This window comes from Thermus thermamylovorans, from assembly GCF_004307015.1.
Classification (GTDB): domain Bacteria; phylum Deinococcota; class Deinococci; order Deinococcales; family Thermaceae; genus Thermus; species Thermus thermamylovorans.
Window position 1 is genome coordinate 23,020 of the sequence record NZ_SIJL01000004.1, and the last position, 20,904, is coordinate 43,923.

At 69.3% G+C, this 20,904-nt stretch carries 17 protein-coding genes; 11 read left to right on the plus strand and 6 right to left on the minus strand.

Going from position 1 to position 20,904, the window contains the following annotated elements:
• Positions 1 to 75: 75 nt before the first annotated feature.
• Together ETP66_RS04050 and ETP66_RS04055 are read right to left on the minus strand one after the other, a co-directional pair.
• A complete protein-coding gene (locus tag ETP66_RS04050; RefSeq protein ID WP_130840877.1) occupies positions 76 to 450 on the minus strand; it encodes a response regulator transcription factor in 375 nt (124 codons plus the stop codon).
• The gene (locus tag ETP66_RS04055; protein WP_130840879.1) at positions 428 to 3,322 is read right to left on the minus strand and encodes an ATP-binding protein; all 2,895 of its coding nucleotides are present in this window, start codon (positions 3,320 to 3,322) and stop codon (positions 428 to 430) included. The genes ETP66_RS04050 and ETP66_RS04055 overlap by 23 nt, the downstream gene beginning before the upstream one ends.
• A 98-nt stretch (positions 3,323 to 3,420) precedes the next feature.
• Between ETP66_RS04055 and ETP66_RS04060 the strand changes: the two genes are divergently transcribed.
• The 3 genes from ETP66_RS04060 to ETP66_RS04070 are packed head-to-tail and all read left to right on the plus strand — an operon-like array spanning position 3,421 to position 6,275.
• Positions 3,421 to 4,566 carry an acyl-CoA dehydrogenase family protein gene (locus ETP66_RS04060; RefSeq protein WP_130840881.1) on the plus strand — a complete coding sequence of 382 codons (1,146 nt, stop codon included), beginning with the start codon at positions 3,421 to 3,423 and terminating at the stop codon, positions 4,564 to 4,566.
• Between the two features lie 13 nt (positions 4,567 to 4,579).
• Complete coding sequence (locus ETP66_RS04065; protein ID WP_130840883.1) at positions 4,580 to 5,323, plus strand: electron transfer flavoprotein subunit beta/FixA family protein; 744 nt, start codon at positions 4,580 to 4,582, stop codon at positions 5,321 to 5,323.
• A 10-nt stretch (positions 5,324 to 5,333) separates the two neighbouring features.
• Positions 5,334 to 6,275 carry an electron transfer flavoprotein subunit alpha/FixB family protein gene (locus tag ETP66_RS04070; RefSeq protein WP_130840885.1) on the plus strand — a complete coding sequence of 314 codons (942 nt, stop codon included), beginning with the start codon at positions 5,334 to 5,336 and terminating at the stop codon, positions 6,273 to 6,275.
• A gap of 144 nt (positions 6,276 to 6,419) precedes the next feature.
• Here ETP66_RS04070 and ETP66_RS04075 read toward each other — a convergent pair whose 3' ends face one another.
• Entirely contained in the window at positions 6,420 to 6,872 is a 453-nt protein-coding gene (locus ETP66_RS04075) for a hypothetical protein (protein ID WP_130840889.1), read from the minus strand.
• 66 nt (positions 6,873 to 6,938) lie between these two features.
• On the opposite strand from ETP66_RS04075, the gene ETP66_RS04080 reads away from it, so the two are divergent.
• The 5 genes from ETP66_RS04080 to ETP66_RS04100 all read left to right on the plus strand — a co-directional run bounded on the left by ETP66_RS04080 (position 6,939) and on the right by ETP66_RS04100 (position 12,900).
• A complete protein-coding gene (locus tag ETP66_RS04080) occupies positions 6,939 to 8,504 on the plus strand; it encodes an acyl-CoA carboxylase subunit beta (protein WP_130840891.1) in 1,566 nt (521 codons plus the stop codon).
• 102 nt (positions 8,505 to 8,606) lie between these two features.
• Positions 8,607 to 10,091: a PxKF domain-containing protein gene (locus tag ETP66_RS04085; protein ID WP_130840893.1), complete on the plus strand. Its 1,485-nt coding sequence runs from the start codon at positions 8,607 to 8,609 to the stop codon at positions 10,089 to 10,091.
• Between the two features lie 36 nt (positions 10,092 to 10,127).
• Entirely contained in the window at positions 10,128 to 10,646 is a 519-nt protein-coding gene (locus tag ETP66_RS12485; protein ID WP_130840895.1) for a helix-turn-helix transcriptional regulator, read from the plus strand.
• Positions 10,647 to 10,775: 129 nt separating this feature from the next.
• Positions 10,776 to 12,179, plus strand: a complete 1,404-nt coding sequence (locus ETP66_RS04095) for a hypothetical protein (protein ID WP_201738465.1) — start codon at positions 10,776 to 10,778, stop codon at positions 12,177 to 12,179.
• A 58-nt stretch (positions 12,180 to 12,237) separates the two neighbouring features.
• The gene (locus tag ETP66_RS04100) at positions 12,238 to 12,900 is read left to right on the plus strand and encodes a uracil-DNA glycosylase (RefSeq protein WP_130840897.1); all 663 of its coding nucleotides are present in this window, start codon (positions 12,238 to 12,240) and stop codon (positions 12,898 to 12,900) included.
• Here ETP66_RS04100 and polX read toward each other — a convergent pair.
• A complete protein-coding gene (gene polX, locus ETP66_RS04105) occupies positions 12,842 to 14,605 on the minus strand; it encodes a DNA polymerase/3'-5' exonuclease PolX (RefSeq protein ID WP_130840899.1) in 1,764 nt (587 codons plus the stop codon). The genes ETP66_RS04100 and polX overlap by 59 nt on opposite strands.
• Positions 14,606 to 14,631: 26 nt before the next feature.
• On the opposite strand from polX, the gene ETP66_RS04110 reads away from it, so the two are divergent.
• Positions 14,632 to 14,880 carry a hypothetical protein gene (locus ETP66_RS04110; RefSeq protein ID WP_130840901.1) on the plus strand — a complete coding sequence of 83 codons (249 nt, stop codon included), beginning with the start codon at positions 14,632 to 14,634 and terminating at the stop codon, positions 14,878 to 14,880.
• Here the strand turns inward: ETP66_RS04110 and ETP66_RS04115 are convergent.
• On the minus strand, positions 14,846 to 15,844 hold the full coding sequence (locus tag ETP66_RS04115; protein WP_130840903.1) for a dihydroorotate dehydrogenase-like protein: 999 nt from the start codon (positions 15,842 to 15,844) through the stop codon (positions 14,846 to 14,848). The genes ETP66_RS04110 and ETP66_RS04115 overlap by 35 nt on opposite strands.
• Positions 15,845 to 15,853: 9 nt before the next feature.
• A complete protein-coding gene (gene nifJ / locus ETP66_RS04120; protein WP_130840905.1) occupies positions 15,854 to 19,357 on the minus strand; it encodes a pyruvate:ferredoxin (flavodoxin) oxidoreductase in 3,504 nt (1,167 codons plus the stop codon).
• Between the two features lie 108 nt (positions 19,358 to 19,465).
• Between nifJ and ETP66_RS11985 the strand changes: the two genes are divergently transcribed.
• Both ETP66_RS11985 and ETP66_RS04125 read left to right on the plus strand, forming a co-directional pair.
• The gene (locus tag ETP66_RS11985; protein ID WP_201738466.1) at positions 19,466 to 19,606 is read left to right on the plus strand and encodes a hypothetical protein; all 141 of its coding nucleotides are present in this window, start codon (positions 19,466 to 19,468) and stop codon (positions 19,604 to 19,606) included.
• 31 nt (positions 19,607 to 19,637) lie between these two features.
• Positions 19,638 to 20,867, plus strand: a complete 1,230-nt coding sequence (locus ETP66_RS04125) for an aminopeptidase (RefSeq protein WP_130840907.1) — start codon at positions 19,638 to 19,640, stop codon at positions 20,865 to 20,867.
• The last annotated feature ends 37 nt before the right edge of the window (positions 20,868 to 20,904 follow it).

Genomic DNA, 20,904 nt, shown 5'->3' on the forward strand with positions numbered 1-20,904 from the left:
CCTTTGCCTGCCAGTGTACCGGGCCCGCCTTCAGGAAGTCAAAGCGGTCCTGGTACCCGCCGCACCGGCCCGGTCTCATGGCGGGCTTTGCCCACGGGAACCCCCAAGAAGCCGCTCCACCTGGGCCAGGAGGGCCTGGGCCTCAAAGGGCTTGCCCAAGAAGGCCTGGGCCCCGGCCTCTAGGGCCTCCTGCTGGCTTCTGGCGGAGACGCTGGCGGAGAGGGCCAAAACCGGGGCGCTCCCCCGGGCCCGGACCTGGCGGATGACCTCGAGGCCGGAAACGCCGGGCATGACCAGGTCGCAGACCACCAGGTCGTAGGCCTGGGCGAGCTTCTCCAAGGCCGCCTGGCCCGAGGGAGCCCAGTCCACCCGATGCCCGGCCCGCTCCAGCATGCGCCGCACCATGTGGGCCACCAGGGGCTCGTCCTCAACCAGAAGGATGCGGGGCATATAGGGGCAGGATAACCCGGAAGAGACTCCCCCGGCCCTCCTCGCTTTCCACCTCGATCCTCCCCCCGTGGGCCTCCACGATGTGCTTGGAGATGAAAAGCCCGAGCCCTGTGCCCGAAACCCCGCGGGCCCGGGCGTTCTTGGCCCGGGCGTAGCGCTGGAAGAGCCCGGGAAGCTCCTCCTGGGGGATGCCCGGCCCGGTGTCCTCCACCTCCAGGAGCACAGCCTCCCCCTCCCGCCGGGCAGCGAAGCGCACCGCCCCCCCAGGGGGTGTGAACTTAAAGGCGTTGGAGAGAAGGTTCCCCAGGACCTGGACCACGCGGTCCGGGTCCGCCTCTATGACGGGGAGCTCCCCTACCTCCACCCGGAAGTCTACCCCCGAGAAGCGGGCCACCCCCTGGAAGCTCCTGGCCAGCTCCAGGAAGGAGGGCCTGAGGTCCACCGGGCGGCGGACCACCTCAAAGCGGCCGGCCTCCAAACGGCTCGTGTCCAAGAGGTTGTCCACCATGGTTTTCAGGCGGAAGGTGCTTTCCAGGATGAGCTCCACGGACTCCGAGGCGCTTTCGGAGAGGGGTTCTTCCCGCAAGAGCTCCGCCAGGCCCATGATCACCGCCAGGGGGGTGCGGAGCTCGTGGCTTACGGCGGCGATGAACTCCCCCTTGAGCCTTTCCGCCTCCAAACGTGGACGGAGGTCCCGTAGGTTCACCACCACGCCCCGCACCCGGGGCTCGTCCAGAAGGTTCCGTCCCCAGGCCTCCATGGGGATCGCGGTGCCGTCTGCGTGAAGCACGCGAAACTCTCCCGTGCGCACCTGGCCCGGGTGGGCCAAAAGCTCCTGCAAGAGGGCCGCGGCCAGGGGCCGGTCCTCGGGGTACACGGACTCCAAGCCCTGCACGGGAGCCCTTTTGTAGCCCTCAGGGTCGTAGCCCAACACCGCCCGCACACTGGCGCTGACGAAGCGGATGATACCCTCCCGGTCGAGAACATAGACCACGTCCTGGGAGTTTTCCATGAGGGCCTTGAGGCGGTCCTCCTCCGCCTCCAAAAGCTCCAGGAAGCGGGCCTTCTCCAGCACCAGGGCGAGGAGGGTGCCCACCTGCGAAAGACGGGAAAGGAGCCTTTCCGAAAAGCGCCGCTCCTTGCGGTAACCCAAAAAGAGCCCGCCCTGGAAGTCTCCCGCCCGGAAAGGCGTCACCAGCACACTCCTAAGCCCCAGGGCCTCCGCTAGAGCGCAGTCCCCGGGGCCGAGGGCTTCCACCCCCAAGGGGCTTCCCTCCCGCAGGGCCTTCCCCAAAAGGTTAGGCTGGGGCAGCTCCTGGGGAAGCGGGCAGGTACCGTAGAGCATCTGCCCCACGCCCCCGCCCTCGGCCAAAAGCAGGCCTTCGTCGGCGCCAAAGAGGGCCTGCAACCGCTTCACAAGGGCCTCCCCCAGGGCCGCGAGCCCCCGCTGGCGCAAGGCGGTCTGGGCCACGTCCACCAGGGCCTGGGTGAAGGCCACCTGGTCCCGGAGGGCCCGCTCCACGCGGGTGCGCTCGGTGATATCGTGGAGGACCAAAACCCGCATCTCCCCCACCTGCCGCCCCCGCACGCTGTAGGTGGCCCCTCCCAGGCTGGCCTCCAACCGCCCCCCTTCCAGGGCGGGCCCCAAGGCTCCAGGCAGGTCTTCCAAGCCCACCTCCGCCCCCAGGCCCAAAGCGCCCCGTGCCCGCCCGTTGGCAAAGCCCCGATCGCCGAAAAGGACCACCACCCCATCCGGAAGTTCCTCCAAAACCTCGGAAAGCCGCCTGCGCTCGGCGGCCAAGGCCAAGGACAGCTGGGTCCTCTCCCGGTAGAGCTGGGCGTTCTTGAGGGCCACCCCCGCCACCCCGGTGAGGAGCTCCACGTAGCGCACCTCCTCCTCGCTGACCGCCCTTCCCCCCGGCCCGTGGTCCACGGCCACGGCACCCAGGGGTTCCACCTCGGCCAGGATGGGCACGAAGGCCACGCTGGGCCCCAGGTCCTGGGCGACGGCCGGGGGCAAGACCCCTCGCCCCAGCACCAGGGCCCGACGCTCCCGCACCGCCCGGGCCAGGGGGTCGGGGGAGGAGGCCAGGGCAAGCCGGATGCGGCTGCGGCCCTCAGTCCAGAAGAGGGCCGAGCCCTTGACCGTCAGGTGGCCCTCCAGGCGGTCCCCCTTTACCAGGGCCACCGTCACCCGGTAAAACCCGAAGCGCTGGGCTAGGGCCCGGGCCAGGGTTTCCACCACCGCGCTGGGCTCCAGGGCCTTGGCCACCTCGCGCGCCAGGGCGCTCACGTGGGAAAGGGCCTCCACGTGGCGGGAAAGCCGGGCCAGGGCCCCGTTGCGCTCGGAGAGGAGCTCCCCGTTCTTGAGGGCCAAGGCGGTGAGCTGGGCCAGGAGGGGCAGGAGGGGCTTTAAGGCCTGGGGGACGCCCTCGAGGCTCAACACCCCCTTGGGGGCGAAGTGGGGGCAGCTGGGGCAAACCAGGGCCCGGGTCTCGCGGGTGGCCCGGGGGCGCAGACGGCAACGGGCCTCGGGGTCGGCCCAGCAGTAGGGGCCCTCCTCCCCTACCACCGGCAGGAGCCACTCTTCCTCCCGCTTGACCGGCCCCTCGGCAAAGAAGGCTTCCTGTACCGGTCCCTTGCTATACAGGGGCAGGGCGATGGCGGACACGGTGTAGTGCCGTCCGCGGCCCGAGGCCACCTCTCCCATGAGCTCCCGGGTTTCCCTGCGGTAGAGAAAGAGGGCCGCCCGTTCCACCCCCTCCTCGGTGGCCACCTCCAGCAGGTTGCGAAGAATCTGCACCGGCTCCAGGTCCTTTAAGAGCGCCCGCTGGAAACGCCCCAGGACCTCGAGCTGCCCCACCAGTCTCATCTGCCTCCAATGGTAGCATGGGGCCGGGGTTGCAAGGGGCAGGGGGAAATCTTAGACTTGGTCAAAGAGCGGGGCCCCTTGGCCTAAGGAGGAAAGCCATGCCCATAGACTTCAGCCTCACGGAGGAGCAGCGGCAGCTCCAGGCCCTGGCCCGGCGCTTTGCCCGGGAGGTCATCTTGCCCGTGGCCGCGGAGTACGACGCCAAGGAGGAAGTCCCCTGGCCCGTTATAGAGAAGCTCCACGAGGTGGGCCTCCTGAACGCCATCATCCCCGAGGCGTACGGGGGCATGGGCCTCAAGATGCTGGACGAGGTCCTCGTGGGCGAGGAGCTGGCCTATGCCTGCATGGGCATCTACACCATCCCCATGGCCAGCGACCTGGGCATCACCCCGGTGCTCCTGGCGGGCACGGAGGCGCAGAAGGAGCGCTTCCTGAGGCCCCTCACGCAAAAGCCCGCCCTGGCGGCCTTCGCCCTCAGCGAGCCCGGCAACGGCTCCGACGCCGCCGCCCTCAGAACCCGGGCGGTGCGCCAGGGGGACCACTACCTCCTGAACGGCACCAAGATGTGGATCAGCAACGGGGGCGAGGCGGAGTGGACCGTGGTCTTCGCCACCCTGAACCCCGAGCTCCGCCACAAGGGGGTGGTGGCCCTGGTGGTGGAACGGGGGACCCCAGGCATGAAGGCGGTGAAGATCCACGGCAAGATGGGCCAGAGGGCCTCCGGCACCTACGAGCTGGTGTTTGAGGACGTGAGGGTGCCCGTGGAAAACCGCCTGGGGGAGGAGGGGGAGGGCTTCAAGATCGCCATGCAGACCCTCAACAAGACCCGCATCCCCGTGGCCGCGGGCAGCGTGGGGGTGGCCCGGCGGGCCCTAGACGAGGCCAGGAAGTACGCCAAGGAGCGGGAAGCTTTCGGACAGCCCATCGCCAATTTCCAGGCCATCCAGTTCAAGCTGGCGGACATGATGATCGGCTTGGAAACCGCCCGCATCTACACCTACTACGCCGCCTGGCTGGCGGACCAGGGCCTTCCCCACGCCCACGCCAGCGCCATCGCCAAAGCCTACGCCTCGGAGGTGGCCTTCGAGGCCGCCAACCAGGCCATCCAGATCCATGGGGGGTACGGGTACGTGCGGGAGTTCCCCGTGGAGAAGCTCCTAAGGGACGTGAAGCTCAACCAGATCTACGAGGGCACCAACGAGATCCAGAGGCTCGTCATCGCCAGGCACCTCCTGGCGGAGTGAAGGGAGGCTAAGGATGAAGTTCGTGGCGGTCATCCGGCAGGTACCCGACGGGGAGAGCAGGCTCAAGGTCCAGGGGGGACGGGTGGACCTCTCGGGGGCCACCCTGATCCTGGACCAGATGGACGAGTACGCGGTGGAAGAGGCCCTGCGCCTCAAGGAAAAGCATGGGGGGGAGGCCATTGTGGTGGGCTTCGGCCCCGAGCGCACCGAGGAGGCCATCCGCACCGCTTTGGCCATGGGCATGGACCGGGGGGTGCACGTGGTCCACGAGGGCTACGCCGACCCCGTGGCCGTGGCCGAGGCCCTGGCCCCGGTCCTGAAGGAGGAGGTCCCCACCCTGGTCCTCACCGGAGGGCAGCAGGCGGACTGGGACAGCCAGGCCCTGGGGGCGGCCCTGGCTGAGGCCCTGGGGGTGCCGGTGGTGGCCTGGACCACCGCCCTGGAGCTGGAGGGGGAGACCGCCCGGGCCAAGCACGACCTGGACGAGGGAGCGGAGTGGGTGCGGGTGCCCCTCCCTGCGGTCTTCACCACCCAGCAGGGCCTGAACGAGCCCCGCTACCCCACCCTGCCCGGCATCATGAGGGCCAAGAAGAAGGAGATCAAGAAGGTGGCCTTCCAAGGAACGGCCAAGGTGGAGGTCCTGGAAGAGAGCATCCAGGAAAAGGCCCGTTTGGGGAAGATCCTGGACGGTAAGGATCCGGTGGCGGCGGCGGAGGAGCTGGTGCGGCTTCTCCGCGAGGAGGCCAAGGTCATTTAGGAGGTGGCCCATGATCCTGGTGGTGCTGGACCATGATGGAAGCAAGCTTAGGAAAGCGAGCCTCGAGGCCCTCACCCGGGCCCGGAAGTTGGCCGAGGCCCTGGGGGCAAGGGTGGCGGGGGTACTCCTGGCGGAAGGCCCGGCCCCCGTGGAGGAGGCCCGAGGCTACGTGGAAACCCTTTACGTGGCCGAGCCCGGCCCCTACACCGCGGAGCGGTGGGCAGCCGGGGTGCTGGAGGCGGCCAAGGGCGGGGCCAGGGCGGTCCTCGCCCCCTCGTCCCGGCAGAGCCGGGCCTACCTGGGCCGGGTAGCCTACGCCCTGAGGGCGGGGCTATTGGAGGACACCCTGGACTCCTGGGCGGAGGGGGGCCAGGTCTACGCCACCCGCTACGCCTACCTGAACCGGGTGACCCAGAAGGTGCGCAGCGCCCTCCCTGCGGTCCTCACGGTGAAGCCCAACACCACCCCCCTGGCGGAGCCCCTGGGGGGGCAGGGCGAGGCGGTGGCCCTGAGCCTGCCCCCGGTGCCCACGCTGGAGGTGCTGGAGAGGGTGCAGGAGGAGAAGCGGGGCGTCTCCCTCACCGAGGCCGACGTGGTGGTCACGGGGGGCCGGGGGCTGGGGGGCGCCGAGGCCTTCCAGAAGGTGGAGGAGCTGGCCCTCCTCCTGGGCGGGGCCGTGGGGGCCACCCGGGCGGTGGTGGACGCGGGCTGGCGCCCTTACGCCGAGCAGGTGGGCCAGACGGGGAAGACCGTGCAGCCCTCCCTCTACATCGCCTTAGGGGTTTCCGGGGCGGTGCAGCACCTCTCGGGGATGAACAAGAGCAAGTTCATCGTGGCGGTGAACAAGGACCCCGAGGCCCCCATCTTCAAGCACGCGGACTACGGCATCGTGGGGGACGTGCACCAGGTGCTGCCCTCCCTGATCCAGGCGGTGAAGCGACTCAAGGACTGAGGGCTTGCCGGGTGCCCCCGCGGTGCCCGCACCCGGGCCCGACGGGGCGGCAAACCCCCGGCCGCGGTTCGGGGGGCGAGGGGGGCCCCTAAAGCCCCCCCGCCCCCTTTTCCCCTAGGCGGCCCTACCCTGCCCCGGCGCGGTTCAGCCCTCCCGACGTTCGTCCCGGGAAGGGGGCGGGGGGGGTGCCCCCTCCTCCTCCATGCGGGCCTCCTCCGGGGTCTTGGGAGGAGCGCTCTGGGTTTCCTCTGGTGGGGGAGCGGGCTTCCTCCCCTCCCCGCGGAGGAACCTGAGGAGGAGGTAGAGGAGCAGGGCCGCGGCCACCACCCCCACCGCGTAAGGCCAGGCGGGGGCTCCTGAGGCCTCGGGGGGCGCGGGCAGGGCCAGGGGCGGGGCCGGGGCCTGGAAGACCTCCTCCTCCAGCTGGCCCACCCGCTCGGCTAGGGCCTTAAGGGCTTCCTCCTGGGCGGCAAGCCTGGCCTCCAGGGCCGCCACCCGGCCCTCCGCCGCCAGGAGGCGGCTGTACCCTTCGTACCCCAGCCAGCCCAGAAGGACCAGCAGGACCAGAAACGCCAGCAGGGGAATCCAAGGTCGCATCGTGCCTCCTTTCCCCGGGCCCTTCCTGGAAGCAAGCCCGGCCCTTTACTGTATCATGCGGCCAGTATGGCCGACAACGCCAGGCTTATCCTGGACGAACTCCTCGCCGAGCTGGAGGAAAGGCGCAAAAAGGTGTTCCTGGGTGGGGGTGAGGAGCGCATAAGGAAGCAGCACCAGCAGGGCAAGCTCACCGCCCGGGAACGCATCGCCTACCTCCTGGACGAGGGCAGTTTCGTGGAGCTCATGCCCTTCACCGAACACCTGGAAACCGGGCTCATGGAGGGGATGGAAGCCCCGGCGGACGGGGTGGTGACCGGCTACGGCACCATCGGAGGACGCCTGGTCTTCGTCTTCAGCCAGGATTTCACCGTCTTAGGAGGCTCCCTGGGGAAGATGCACGGGCGTAAGATCGCAAGCCTCATGGACCTGGCGGCCAAGGTGGGGGCTCCCATCATCGGCCTCAATGATTCCGCCGGGGCCCGCATCCAGGAGGGGGTGGACAGCCTCTCCGGCTACGGGGAGGTCTTCTACCGCAACGCCATCTACTCCGGGGTGGTGCCGCAGATCTCCGCCATCCTGGGCCCCTGCGCCGGGGGTGCGGTCTACAGCCCCGCCATGACCGACTTTGTGCTCATGAGCCGGGGAGGGAGCTACATGTTCATCACCGGCCCCGAGGTGATCCGGAGCGTGACCCGGGAGGAGGTGAGCTTCGAGGAGCTGGGGGGGGCGGAGGTGCACATGGAGAAAAGCGGGGTGGCCCACCTCGAGGGCAAGGACGACCGGGAGGTCCTGGACCTCATCAGGAAGCTCCTCTCCTACCTGCCGCAAAACAGCCGGGAAAAGCCCCCGGTGCGGGAGCCCAGGGACGACCCCCACCGCCCCACCCCGGAGCTTCTGGACATCGTCCACCCGGACGCCCGAAGGCCCTACAACATGCACCAGGTGATCCGGACCCTCCTGGACGAGGGGGAGTTCTTGGAGATCCAGCCGGGCTTCGCCCGGAACCTCATCGTGGGCCTGGGGCGGCTCGGCGGCTACCCCGTGGGGGTCATCGCCAACAACCCCCGCTTCATGGCCGGGGCCCTGGACATCAACGCCTCCGACAAGGCCGCCCGCTTCATCCGCACCATGGACGCCTTCAACATCCCCCTCCTCACCCTGGTGGACGTGACGGGCTTTCTGCCCGGGGTGGCCCAGGAGCACGGGGGCATCATCCGCCACGGGGCCAAGATGCTCTTCGCCTACGCCGAGGCCACGGTGCCCAAGATCACCCTCATCGCCCGCAAGGCCTACGGGGGGGCCTACCTGGCCATGAACTCCAAGGACATGGGGGCGGACGTGGTGCTGGCCTGGCCCACGGCGGCGGTGGCGGTGATGGGGGCGGAAGGGGCGGCCAACATCATCTACCGCAAGGAGATCCAGTCCTCCCCCAACCCCGAGGAAACCCGCCGCCGGAAAATCGAGGAGTACAAGCGGGCCTTCGACAACCCCTGGGTGGCGGCGGCCCGGGGCTACATCGACGACGTCATCGACCCCACCCACACCCGGCGCATCCTTTACCGGCACCTGCGGATGCTCTGGGACAAAAAGGAGGAACGGCCCTTCAAGAAGCACGACAACATCCCCCTCTGAAACCCGAGGGCGCCGGGGTCGGCCCAAAGTCCTAGGACTTTGGGCCGTTTTCTTGGGGCGGCGGAGGACCTAGCCTGGACATGAACGGGAGGTGAAGCCGAGATGAAACCCTATGCCAAGGCCCTTATCGGCGGGCTGGCCCTTCTTCTCTTCGCCGCCTGCTCCGGGCCACAGGGGGAGGTAGGGCCGCAGGAGATCGTGGTGACGGAAGGGATCCCTGCCCCCAGCGCCAAGGGGGTGGCGGTCCGGCCCCAGGGGAACCTCGAGGGCCAGCTGGCCTCCTTGGTGGGCTCCCAAACCACCCCCCTGGCGGTGGACGGGTGCGCCTACGGGGCCCCCAGCACGGTGCAGGTGAGCTACGCCATCAAGACACCGCCTGCGCAGGCCTACCCCGCCTCCTTCAAGGTCTACACCACCTGGGCCCACGAGGCAGGGGCATGGGTGGGGTCGGATGAAGCCACCGTCACCTTCCAAAGCGCCAGCGACCAGCCCAAAACGGTGATGCTCACCGTGCGGAATGGGGGTTCCCCTGCCACGGGCACTAGCACCTTTACGGTGGAGCCTCGGGATCCCCAGCCCAGCTCCGGTCCAGGAAGGCTCCAGACACCTCCTGGGCAGTCCGAGGTCACCGTCCACGTGAGCTTCAACCCCTGCCCTGCCACCGACCCCCCTCCCCCCAACACGCCCCCTACCCTCACCGTGCCCAACTTCGTCCTGGCAGAGGCCACCGGCCCCGCCGGGGCCCAGGTGGCCTTCTCGGTCACGGCCACGGACCTCGAGGACGGGGACCTCACGGGGAGCGTGGTCTGCACCCCAACAAGCGGTACCCTCTTCCCCATCGGCGAAACCACGGTGACCTGCTCCGTAACCGACTCCGGGGGACTTTCCGCCAGCGCGAGCTTCCCCGTATACGTGGAGGACTCGACCCCGCCCATCTTCTCTGGAGTGCCCAGCGGCACCGCGACCCGGATCGCCCAGAACATCCAGGGATGGGCCTTAAACCTTGCGGATCTTGGCATTTCCGCTAGCGACCCGAACGGGGTTTCGGAGCCCGTGACCATGACCTGCATCCCTGCGGAGGGGAGCTACATCCCCATCGGGGCCACCCAGACCGTGGTCTGCACTGCTAGGGACAGCGCCACCTACCGCGCCCCGGTGAGCCCCGCCCCCCCCACCCCCAACGAGAGCCAGGCTAGCTTCCAGGTCTTCGTGACCCTGAACGTGAACCCTGCAGGCTTCCTACCCCCCTTGCGCATGGCGGTCCCCTACAGCGCCCACAAGCGGGGCTCCACCATCCCCCACAAGTTCTACCCGCCCACCTACGCCGATGGCACCCCCGCCACGGACCTGGCCGACGGCCTGCGCCTTGTCCTCCGCTACACCGGCAGCTGCAACTCCACAAGCGGGGAGGCAATCGAGGGCAACGACTACCCCACCGGCTCCACCGCCTGGCGCTACGACCCCGACAGCGGCCAGTACGTCTTCAACCTGAAGACCCAGGCCGGCTGGAGCCTGGGCTGCTACCGCACCACGGTGTCCTACGCGGGCATCCCCTTGGCGGAGACCCATTTCAGCCTCATCCGCTAGGGGTAAACCAAGGTTTGGGTAAACTGGGGCCAGGCCATGGTGAAGGTCTGGCTCCAGTTTCCCATCTTCACCGAGCAGGAAGCCTTGGCGGAAACCCTGAGGGCCCGGGGCTTCGAGGTGGTGGAGCACCCCCTCCTGGCCCAGGTGGGCCTGGTGGAGGCCGACCGGGAGGTCCCTGCCCCCCCGCCCGTCCCCGCGGTGGTCCTCTTAAAGACCCGGGAACAGTCGGCCCAAGCCCTGAAGAAGGGGTACAGGGGCTACCTCTACCCGGACCAGGGCCTCGAGGTCCTGGAAAGGGCCCTCAAGGCCGTGGCCCAGGGGGAGGTCTGGGCGGAAAGGCGGGTGGTGGCCGCCTTGGTGGGGGAGCCCCTCCCCCACCTCACCCAGCGGGAGAAGGAGGTGGCTGCCCTGGCCGCCCTCGGCCTCAGCAACGAGGAGATCGCCAAGGAACTCGGCATCTCGGTGAAGACGGTGAAGGCCCACCTCTCCATCATCTTTCAGAAGCTGGGCGTGAAGAAGCGGAGCCAGCTGGCCCACGTGCGCTTCCTGAGCTGATCTATCCCGCTAAAGGCCTAGGCCTCCTGGTGCAAAAGCCTTAAGACTTTTTGCTTAAAAAGACCTAGACCAAAAGCCCGTTGCTTGCCTTCGCCCCTGCCCCCATGCTGAGGGTGAAAGGAGGTCTTTATGAGGTCCACTAGAGCGTTTTGGTTCCTGGCTGGGGCCGCCCTGGCCTTGGTCCTGGCGGCCTGCGGCGGGCAGATGGGCTCCCTGGGAACCGGCGGCTCGAGTCTGCAGGCAGGCAGCGCCCCCCTCACCGGGGCCATCTACACCACCTTAGGGGACGGCTCCCTGGTGAACGGCAACGTCTACGACGCCAAGGAGGACGTCTACCTGAATGGTGGCCCGCCTCCCAACGCCCCCTGCACCGCCGCCGGCCTGCCGGACGGGGAGTACTACTTCCAGGTGACCGACCCCTCGGGGGCTACCCTCCTCACCACCGACCCCATCGACCACCGCCGGGTGCGGGTCCAGGGCGGGGTCTTCGTGGAGTACACGGGAGCCACCTACGGCGGGACGCGCCTGACAGGCTCAGGCCGCTGCCCGGGGGCCATCAGCGTACAGCTTTACCCCTACGCCGACACCCCTAACCCCGGGGGGGAGTACAAGGTCTGGGTGACCCCGGTGGCGGACTACGCCCCCGGACAGGGCGTCCACGGCTTCCTCCCCGCCCGGAGCAAGACCGACAACTTCAAGGTGCGCATGCGCGGGGAGGAACCCGCGGAGGTGGCCATCTGGGGCTACAAGTGGTACGACGCCAACACCAACGGCATGTGGGACCCGGGTGAGCCCGCCATCCCCGGCTGGCGCATCGAGAAGGTGCCCCCCACGCCCTCCGACGTGACCTACACCTCCGCAAGCGGCCAGTACAGCTTCCTGGTGCCCAGGAACTCCGGAGCCTACACCATCACCGAGGTGCCCCCGCCTCCCGGCTGGTGGCCCGCGGGCCGCTGGCTCAACACGACCCCCACCTCGGGCACGGTCACGGTGGGCACCGCCGACGTCCACGGCCCCGATTTCGGCAACGTCTGCCTGGGCGCAGGGGGCGGCAGGACCCTGGGTTTCTGGAGCAACCGCAACGGCCAGAGCGCCATGAACGGCCTGGGGATGAACGCCATCCTGGCGGAGCTTCGCGACCTGAACCTGGTGCGGGCGGACGGAAACCCCTTTGATCCCTGGAGCTACAGCGAGTTCCGCACCTGGCTCCTCGGGGCCAACGCCACCAACATGGCCTACATGCTCTCCGCCCAGATGGCGGCCATGTACCTGAACGTGCGGGCGGGGTTTGTGGACGGGAACGCCCTGGTCTATGCCCCAGGCACCACGAGCGCCAACGCGGCGGGCTTCGCCACGGTGAATGCCCTCCTGGCCGAGGCGAACGCGGAGCTCGCCCTCCACCCCACCGCCTATGACGGCAGCCCCTGGCGCGCCTACCAGGAGGCCCTGAAGGACGCCTTCGACTGGGCCAACAACAACCGGACCTTCGTCCAGCCCGGCCCCGAGGCCTGCCCCTTTGACTCCCCCTACTGAAGCCCCTGGCCTCCTATCCCCCGCCCCTTTGGGGCGGGGGTTTGCTACCCTTAGGGGCGTGGACCTGGTCCGCTTCCGGGAGGAGCTCACCGCCTGCCGCCTCTGCCCCCGGCTGGTGGCCTGGCGGGAGGAGGTGGGACGAACCAAGCGCCGGGCCTACCGGGACTGGGCGTACTGGGCAAGGCCCGTCCCCGGCTTTGGGGATCCCCGGGCCCGGCTGGTGCTCTTCGGTCTGGCCCCTGGGGCCCACGGCTCCAACCGCACGGGCCGCCCCTTCACCGGGGACGCCTCCGGGGCCTTCCTCTACCCCCTTCTTTACGAGGCGGGGCTTTCCAGCAAGCCCACGAGCGAACCCGGGGACGACCTCCGGCTCTTTGGGGTCTACCTCACCGCCGCGGTGCGCTGCGCCCCGCCGGCCAACAGACCCACCCGGGAGGAGCTCCTGGCCTGCGGGGCCTGGACCCGGGCGGAGCTCGGCCTCCTTCGGGAGGCCCGGGTCTATCTGGCCCTGGGAAGGGTAGCCCTCGAGGCCCTCCTGGACCACTTCGGCCTGAAAAAAGGCCCCCACCCCTTCGCCCACGGGGCCCACCACCTCCTCCCCGATGGGCGGCACCTCCTCGTCAGCTACCACGTCTCCCGCCAGAACACCCAGACCGGCCGGCTCACCCGGGGGATGTTCCTGGAGGTGCTCCTCCGGGCCAAGGCCCTCGCCGGGCTCTGAGCCAAGCCAGGAGGTCCTCGTAGGGGAGGAGGTTCAGCACCCTTTCGGGGCCGATCCAGGCCCTTTGCGCCGCGCCCACGGCCAGCTCCATGAGGCGCAGGTGGTCCACCTGGTGGGCGTCGGTGGAGAGGCTGATCCAAAGCCCCATCCCGTAGGCCAGGCGGGCCAGGTCGTCGGGGAGGTCCATGCGGTCGTAGTAGCCGTCGATCTCCACCGCCACCCCCTTTTCCTTGGCCTTTTGGAAAACGGCCTCCCAGTCCGCCTCGATGGGGGGCCTGCGGCCGAGGAGCCGGGCGGTGGGGTGGGCCAGGACGTGGACGAAGGGGTTCTCCAGGGCCTTCAGGATGCGCCGGGTCTGCTCGGCCTTGGAGAGCTTGAACTGGGAGTGGATGGAGACGAGGACCAGGTCCAGCTCCCTCAGGACCCAGTCCGGGTAGTCCAGGGAGCCGTCGGGCCTTATGTCCACCTCCGCCCCCGCCAGGAGGTAGGGAGGGCCGTGGGCCTCGTTGAAGCGGCGGATGGCCGCGATGCGCTTCAGGGCCTCTTCCGGGGAAGGCCCCCCCGCCACCCGCACCGCCGGGGAGTGGTCCGTAACCCCTAGGTACTGGTAGCCCAGGGCCCCCGCCGCCTGCCAGAGCTCCTCGAGGCTATTCTGCCCGTCGGAGTACGTGGAGTGGACCTGCAAGTCCCCCTTCACCTCGGAAAGCTCAAGAAGCCTGGGAAGACCTCCCTCCAAGGCCGCCTCGATCTCCCCGTGGTCCTCCCGCAAGGGAGGGGGAATGAAGGGCAGGCCCAGGGCCTCGTAAACCCCTTCCTCCGTCTCCCCTGCCAGGCGCTTTTCGCCCCTAAAAACCCCGTACTCGGAAAGCTTCAAACCCTTTTCCTGGGCAAGGCCCCGGAGCCGGATGGAGTGTTCCTTGCTCCCGGTGAGGTACTGGAGCCCGGAGCCCCAACTCTCGGGCGGCACCACCCTCAGGTCCACTTGGAGGCCGCTTTTCAAAAACACCGTGGCCCGCTCCTTGCCCTGGGCGTACACCTCCTTCACCTGGGGAAGCTTCACGAACGCCCTCACCACCTCCTCGCTCCTTTCGCTGGCCACCAGGTAGTCCAGGTCCCCCACCGTGTCCTTATACCGCCGGGCGGACCCGCAAAGCGCCGCCCGCCCTACCCCCGGTAGGTCCCGGATGGCGGCAAGGAGGTTCCGGGCCAAGGAAAGCACCGCCCCCAAGGGTCTTCGCTTACCCGCCACCTGCACCAGGGCCAGGCCCTCCCGGATGCGCTCCGCCTTCTTCTGGCCAAAGCCCTTCAGGCGAAGGAGCTCCCCTCTATCCAGGGCTTCCCTTAGTTTTTCCAGGGAGTCAATGCCCAGCTCGTCGTAGAGCTGCCGGGCGGTCTTGGGCCCCACCCCGGGCACCTCCATCACCGCCAGCACCCCTCGAGGCACCCGGGCGGCCAGCTCCTGGTGCTTGCGGATCCTCCCCGTGTTCAGGTACTCCAGCACCTTCTCCGCCAGGTCGGGGCCGATACCGGGGAGAGCCAGCAGGGCCTCCTTGCCCTTCTTGGCGATCTCCTCGATGGGCGCGTCCAGGTCGTAAAGGGTGCGGGCCGCCTGCCCGTAGGCCCGCACCCGGAAGGGGTTGTCCCCCAGGAACTCGCTCATGAGCCCGATCTCCTCCATGAGGCGGGCCAGCTCCTGGTTCCTCATGCCCCCACTGTATACTCCAGGCGAGGATGCCCCGCCCGGATCGGTTCCGCAAGGCGGTGGTGCGGCTCCTGAGGGAGGAGGGCCGTCCCCTCCACTACGCCGAGGTGGGCCGGCGCCTCAAGGAGATGGGGCTTTGGGCGGGGGTGCGGGAGCCGGAGAAGATCGCCAAGATCCGCCTCGCCGCCTTGGCCCGCTGGCACCTGAGCCCGGTAGTGGCCCTGGGGAAAGGCCTCTACGCCCTCAGGGAAGCAGGCGGTACGAGCCCAGAACCCTGAGGTAGTTGGCCCTTTCCAGGGCGGCGGGTTCCGCCACCCTCTGGTAGCTCATGGCCCCCCGCATCTCCCCCACGCTGGCGTACTCCTTCGCCTCCATGAAGGCCTTGAGCTCCGCTAGGACCCGGCGGAAGTGGTCGGGACCCCGCTCCAGGAGGGCGGAGGTCATCATCGCCACCTGGGCCCCGGCCAAAAGGGCCTTGGCCGCCTCCTTGCCGGAATGGACCCCTCCCGTGAGGGCCAGCTCCAGGTTCACCCGCCCGTAGAGGAGGGCGACCCAGTGGAGGCGCAACAGGGCCTCGTAGGGGCGGGAAAGGGTCAGGGTGGGCACCACGGAGAGGGTCTCCAGGTCGAAGTCCGGCTGGTAGAAGCGGTTGAAGAGGACCAGGGCCCGGGCCCCGGTGCCCTCCACCCCCTTGGCGAAGTGGGCGAAGGCGGTGAAGGCGTGGCCCACCTTCACCGCCACCGGCACCCGCACCGCCTCCACCACCGCGCGGATGGTGTCCAGGTACATGCCCTCCACCTCCGCCCCGGAAAGGGCGGGGTCGGTGGGGATGTAGTAGAGGTTGAGCTCGATGGCGTCGGCCCCCGCCTCCTCCAGGAGCCGGGCGTACTCCACCCAGCCCCCCCGGCTCACCCCATTGATGCTGGCGATGATGGGCACGGCCACCCGCTCCTTGGCCCGGGCGAGGAGGTCCAGGTGCCGCTCCGGGGTGAGGCGGTACTCGTGGGCCTTGGGGAAGTAGGAGAGGGCCTCCGCGTAGCTCTCGTGGCCGTAGTGGAGGTAGTGGTCCAGCATCTCCTCCTCCAGGGTCACCTGCTCCTCGAAGAGGGAGTGCATGACGATGGCCGCCGCCCCGCCGTCTTCCAGGCGCAGGAACCCGTCCAGCCGCTCCGTGAGGGGCGAGGCCGAAGCCACCAGAGGGTGCTCCAAGGCCAAGCCCAGGTACGTGGTCCTCAGGTCCATACTCCCTCCTCAGCCCGCCAGGGCCTCCTTGGCCGCCATGCGGGAAAGCCTCTCCCACCTGGCCCGCACCGCCTCCTCCGCCCTCCGCAGGAAGGCCTCCGCCTCCTCGGGGTGGGTCTGGAGGAGAAGGCGGTAGCGGTTCTCCGCGTAGAGGTACTCCTTCAGGGGCAGGGTCGGGGGCTTGGAGTCCAGGAAAAGGCCCTGGCCCGGGAGGTAGCGGAAGAGGGGCCAGTAGCCGGTGCGCTCCGCCAGCCTCTGGTGGTCCAGGCCCCTGGCCATGTCGATGCCGTGGGCGATGCAGTGGCTGTAGGCGATGAGGAGGGCAGGGCCCCTATGGGCCTCGGCCTCGAGGAAGGCCCGCAGGGTGTGGGCGTCGTTGGCCCCCATGGCGATCTGGGCCACGTACACGTGCCCGTAGCTCATGGCCATGAAGGCCAGGTCCTTCTTGGGCGTGGGCTTGCCCGCCATGGCGAACTTGGCCACCGCCCCGAGCCCCGTGGCCTTGGAAGCCTGGCCGCCGGTGTTGGAGTAGACCTCGGTGTCCAGGACCAGGACCTTCACGTTGGCCCCGCTGGCCAGGACGTGGTCCAGGCCCCCGTAGCCGATGTCGTAGGCCCAGCCGTCCCCGCCCACGATCCAGACCGAGTGGGGGATGAGGGCGTCCGCCACCGCCAGGAGGTCCCTGGCCCTGGGATCCGCCAGGTCCTTGAGCTTTTCCCTCAGGAGGGCCACGTCCTTGCGCCGCACCTCCACCCCCTCGGGCCCCACGGGCTCGAGGAGCCTCCCCAGAAGCCCATCCCCCAGGGCCTCCCGGAACTCGGGCAAAAGCCTCCTGGCGTACTCCGCCTTCTTGTCCAGGGCCAGGCGCATCCCCAGGCCGAACTCGGCGTTGTCCTCGAAGAGGGAGTTGGCCCAGGCGGGGCCCCGGCCCTCCCGGTTCCTGCTCCAGGGGGTGGTGGGCAGGTTCCCCCCGTAGATGGAGCTGCACCCGGTGGCGTTGGCCACGATGAGGCGGTCGCCGAAGAGCTGGGAGAGGAGCCTGAGGTAAGGGGTTTCCCCGCAGCCCGCGCAGGCCCCCGGGAACTCGAAGAGGGGCTCCAGGAGCTGGACGTCCTTCACCGCATGTAGCTTCAGGCCCGCCCTGGGCGTTTCCGGCAGGGAGAGGAAGAAGTCCCAGTGGCGGCCCATGGCCTCCCGGACCTCGAGGCGGGGGGCCAGGTTCAGCGCCTTGCGGCTGGGGTTCCGCTTGTCCTTGGCCGGGCAGGCCTCCACGCAGAGGGAGCACCCCGTGCAGTCCTCCGGGCTGATGGCCAGGGTAAACTCCCCGGAAAGCTCCTTCCACATGGCCTTGCGGTGGGGGAAGCCCTCCGGAGCCCCCGCCAGGGCCTCCTCGGGCACCACCTTGGCCCGGATCACCGCATGGGGGCAGACCAGGACGCACTTGCCGCACTGCACGCACACCTGGGGGTCCCAGGTGGGCACGAACTCCGCGATGCCCCGCTTCTCGTACCTGGCCGTCCCCGTGGGGTAGGTTCCATCCGGGGGAAAGGCGGAAACCGGGAGGGCGTCCCCCAGGCCCAGGGCGATGGGCCCCAGCACCTCCCGCACAAAGGCGGGGGGATGGTCCACCATGGGGGGCACCAGCTCCCCTTCCGAGCTGACCCTCCCGGGGATGGGCAGGGGTTCCACCCTTTGGAAGCCCAGCTCCACCGCCTGGAAGTTCCTTTCCAGCACCGACCGCCCCCGCTTGCCGTAGCTCTTCTCGATGCCCTTCTTGACGCGGGCCTTGGCCTCCTCCTCAGGCAAAACCCCGGAGAGCTTGAAGAAGGCCGCCTGCATGATGGTGTTGATGCGCCCGGGAAGCCCCACCTGGCGGGCCAGCCCGTAGGCGTTCACCACGTAGACCTTGAGCCCCTTCCTGAGAATCTCCTCCTGCACGGGCCTTGGCAGGCGGTCCCAGACCTCCTCCTTGGGGTAGGGGCTGTTGAGGAGGACCGTGGCCCCCTCCTCCGCCACCCCCAGCATGGGGAGGCGCTCCAGGAAGCCCCACTGGTGGATGCCCACGAAGTTGGCCCGCCGGATGAGGTAGGGCTTCTGGAGGGGGTTGGGACCAAAGCGCAGGTGGCTCACCGTGCGGGAGCCCGACTTCTTGGAGTCGTAGACGAAGTAGCCCTGGGCGTAAAGCGGGGTTTCCTCGCCGATGATCTTGATGGTGTTCTTGTTGGCGCTCACGGTGCCGTCCGCCCCCAGGGCGAAGAAGACCGCCCGCACCGAGGCCGGGTCCTCAAAGTCCACCTCCGGGTAGGGGAGGCTCGTGCCCGTGACGTCGTCCAGGATGCCCACGGTGAAGCCGTGGCGGGGCCGGTCCTTCTTAAGCTCCTCGTAGACCCCCAGGGCCATGGCCGGGGTGAACTCCTTGGAGGAAAGCCCGTAGCGCCCGCCCACCAGAACGGGCACCTCCCCGCCCCGGAGGGCGAAGGCCGCCGCCACCTCCTGGAAGAGGGGCTCCCCCACCGCCCCCGGTTCCTTGCCCCGGTCCAGAACCGCCACCCTGCGGACCGTCTTGGGAATGGCGGCGAGGAAACCCTCCACGTGGAAGGGCCGGTAGAGCCTCACCCGCACCATCCCCACCCGCTCGCCCCGCCGGAGGAGGTGCTCCACCGCCTCCGCCACCGCCCAGGAGGCCGAGCCCATGACCACCACCACCCGCTCCGCCTCCGGGTGGCCGAGGTACTCGTAGGGGAGGTAGCGCCGCCCCGTGATCCCCGCAAAGCGGGCCATGGTTTCCGCCACCACCTGGGGCAGGCGGAGGTAGTGGGGGTTGATGGCCTCCCGGTTTTGGAAGTAGTGGTCGGGGTTTTGCGCCGTGCCCCGGACCACGGGGGCCTCGGGGGTGAGGGCCCGCCGGCGGAAGGCCTCCAGGGCCCCAAAGGGAAAGAGGGCCTTTAGCTCCCGGTCGGCAAGGGGGGTGATCTTCTGCACCTCGTGGGAGGTGCGGAACCCGTCCATGGCGTGGAGAATGGGGAGGCTGGCCTGCAAGGCGGCGGCGTGGGCGACGGCCGCCAGGTCCTGGGCCGCCTGCACGGAGTCCGAAACCAGGATGCCCCACCCCGTGGGCCTCACCGCGTAGAGATCCTGGTGGTCCCCGAAGATGGAAAGCGCGTGGGTGGCCAGGGCCCGGGCGGCCACGTGGATCACCCCCGGCAGGGCCTGGCCGGCGATCTTGTACATGTCGGGGATCATGAGGAGAAGGCCTTGGCTCGCGGTGAAGGTGGTGGCCAGAACGCCTTCCTGGAGGGCCCCGTGCAGGGCCCCCGCCGCTCCCCCCTCGGACTGCATCTCCACCACCTTGGGCACCAGTCCGAAGAGGTTGGGCTCCCCCCTGGCCGCCCACTCGTCGGCCAGTTCCGCCATGGGGCTACTGGGGGTTATGGGGTAGATGGCGACCACCTCGGAGAGGCGGTAGGCCACCCGGGCCACCGCCTCGTTGCCGTCCACGGTGATGGGACGCATAGGCTCCACCTCTTCCCCACCATAGACCGGGGAGGCGGTGAGGAATGTCCCTGCCCCGTCCCCTCCCCGGGAAGCCCCGAGGGCCCTAGGGACCCTTAGCATGGGGGCATGCCCAGCTGGGTGCGCTACCCCCTGGCCCTTCTCCTCCTGGCGGCAGCCCTCCTGTGGGAGGGGTACCGGGCTCCCCTCCTGCTCCTTTCCGGGTTGGTGCTCCTCTTCGGCAGGCCCAGGAGCTGCCCCAGGCCTTGACGCTCCCGGCCTCCTGGCGAAGACTTGGGGCGTGAACGCCTTTCAGGAGAACCTGGAGAAGCTGGCCGAGCTGGCCGTCCGCGTGGGATTAAATCTGGAAAAGGGACAGGAGGTCATCGCCACCGCCCCCATTGAGGCGGTGGACTTCGTGCGCCTCCTGGCGGAAAAGGCCTACGCCCAGGGGGCGAGCCTCTTCACCGTGCTCTACGGGGACAACGTCCTCTCCCGCCAGCGCCTCGCCCTGGCCCCGGAGGAGGGGCTGGACCGGGCCCCGGCCTGGCTCTACGAGGGGATGGCCAAGGCCTTCCGGGAAGGAGGAGCGGCCCGCCTGGCGGTTTCCGGCAACGACCCCAAGGCCCTGGAGGGCCTGCCCCCTGAGCGCATCGGCCGGGCCCAGCAGGCGCAGAGCCGGGCCTACAAGCCCGCCCTGGAGGCCATAAGCCAGTTCGTCACCAACTGGACCATCGTCCCCTTCGCCCACCCGGGCTGGGCCCGGGCGGTCTTCCCCAGCCTCCCGGAGGGGGAGGGGATAGCCAGGCTCTGGCAGGCCATCTTCCAGGCCACCCGGGTGGACGCCCCTGACCCCGTGGCCGCCTGGGAGGCCCACAACCGCAACCTCCACCAAAAGGTGGCCTACTTGAACGAGCGGCGCTTCCAGGCCCTCCACTTTCAAGGACCGGGCACCGACCTGATCGTGGGCCTGGCGGAGGGCCACCTCTGGCAGGGCGGGGCCACCCCCACCCAGAAGGGCCGCCTCTGCAACCCCAACCTGCCCACGGAGGAGGTCTTCACCGCCCCCCACCGGGAGCGGGTGGAGGGGGTGGTGCGGGCAAGCCGCCCCCTGGCCCTGGGGGGGCAGCTGGTGGAGGGCCTCTGGGCCCGGTTTGAGGGGGGGTACGCGGTGGCGGTGGGAGCGGAGAAGGGCGAGGAGGTCCTCCTCAAGGTCCTCGCCACCGACGAGGGGGCGAGGCGCCTGGGGGAGGTGGCCCTGGTGGCTGCGGACAACCCCATCGCCAAAACCGGCTTGGTCTTCTTCGACACCCTCTTCGACGAGAACGCCGCCAGCCACATCGCCTTCGGCCAGGCCTACGCGGAGAACCTGGAGGGGCGTCCCACCGGGGAGGAGCTCAGGCGGCGGGGGGGCAACGAGAGCCTGGTGCATATCGACTGGATGATCGGCTCGGAGGCGGTGGATGTGGACGGCCTCCTGGAGGATGGCACCCGGGTGCCCCTCATGCGCCGGGGACTTTGGGTGGTCTGATACCTCCCCGCAGGGGCCCTGTCCGCGTGGGGCCCCG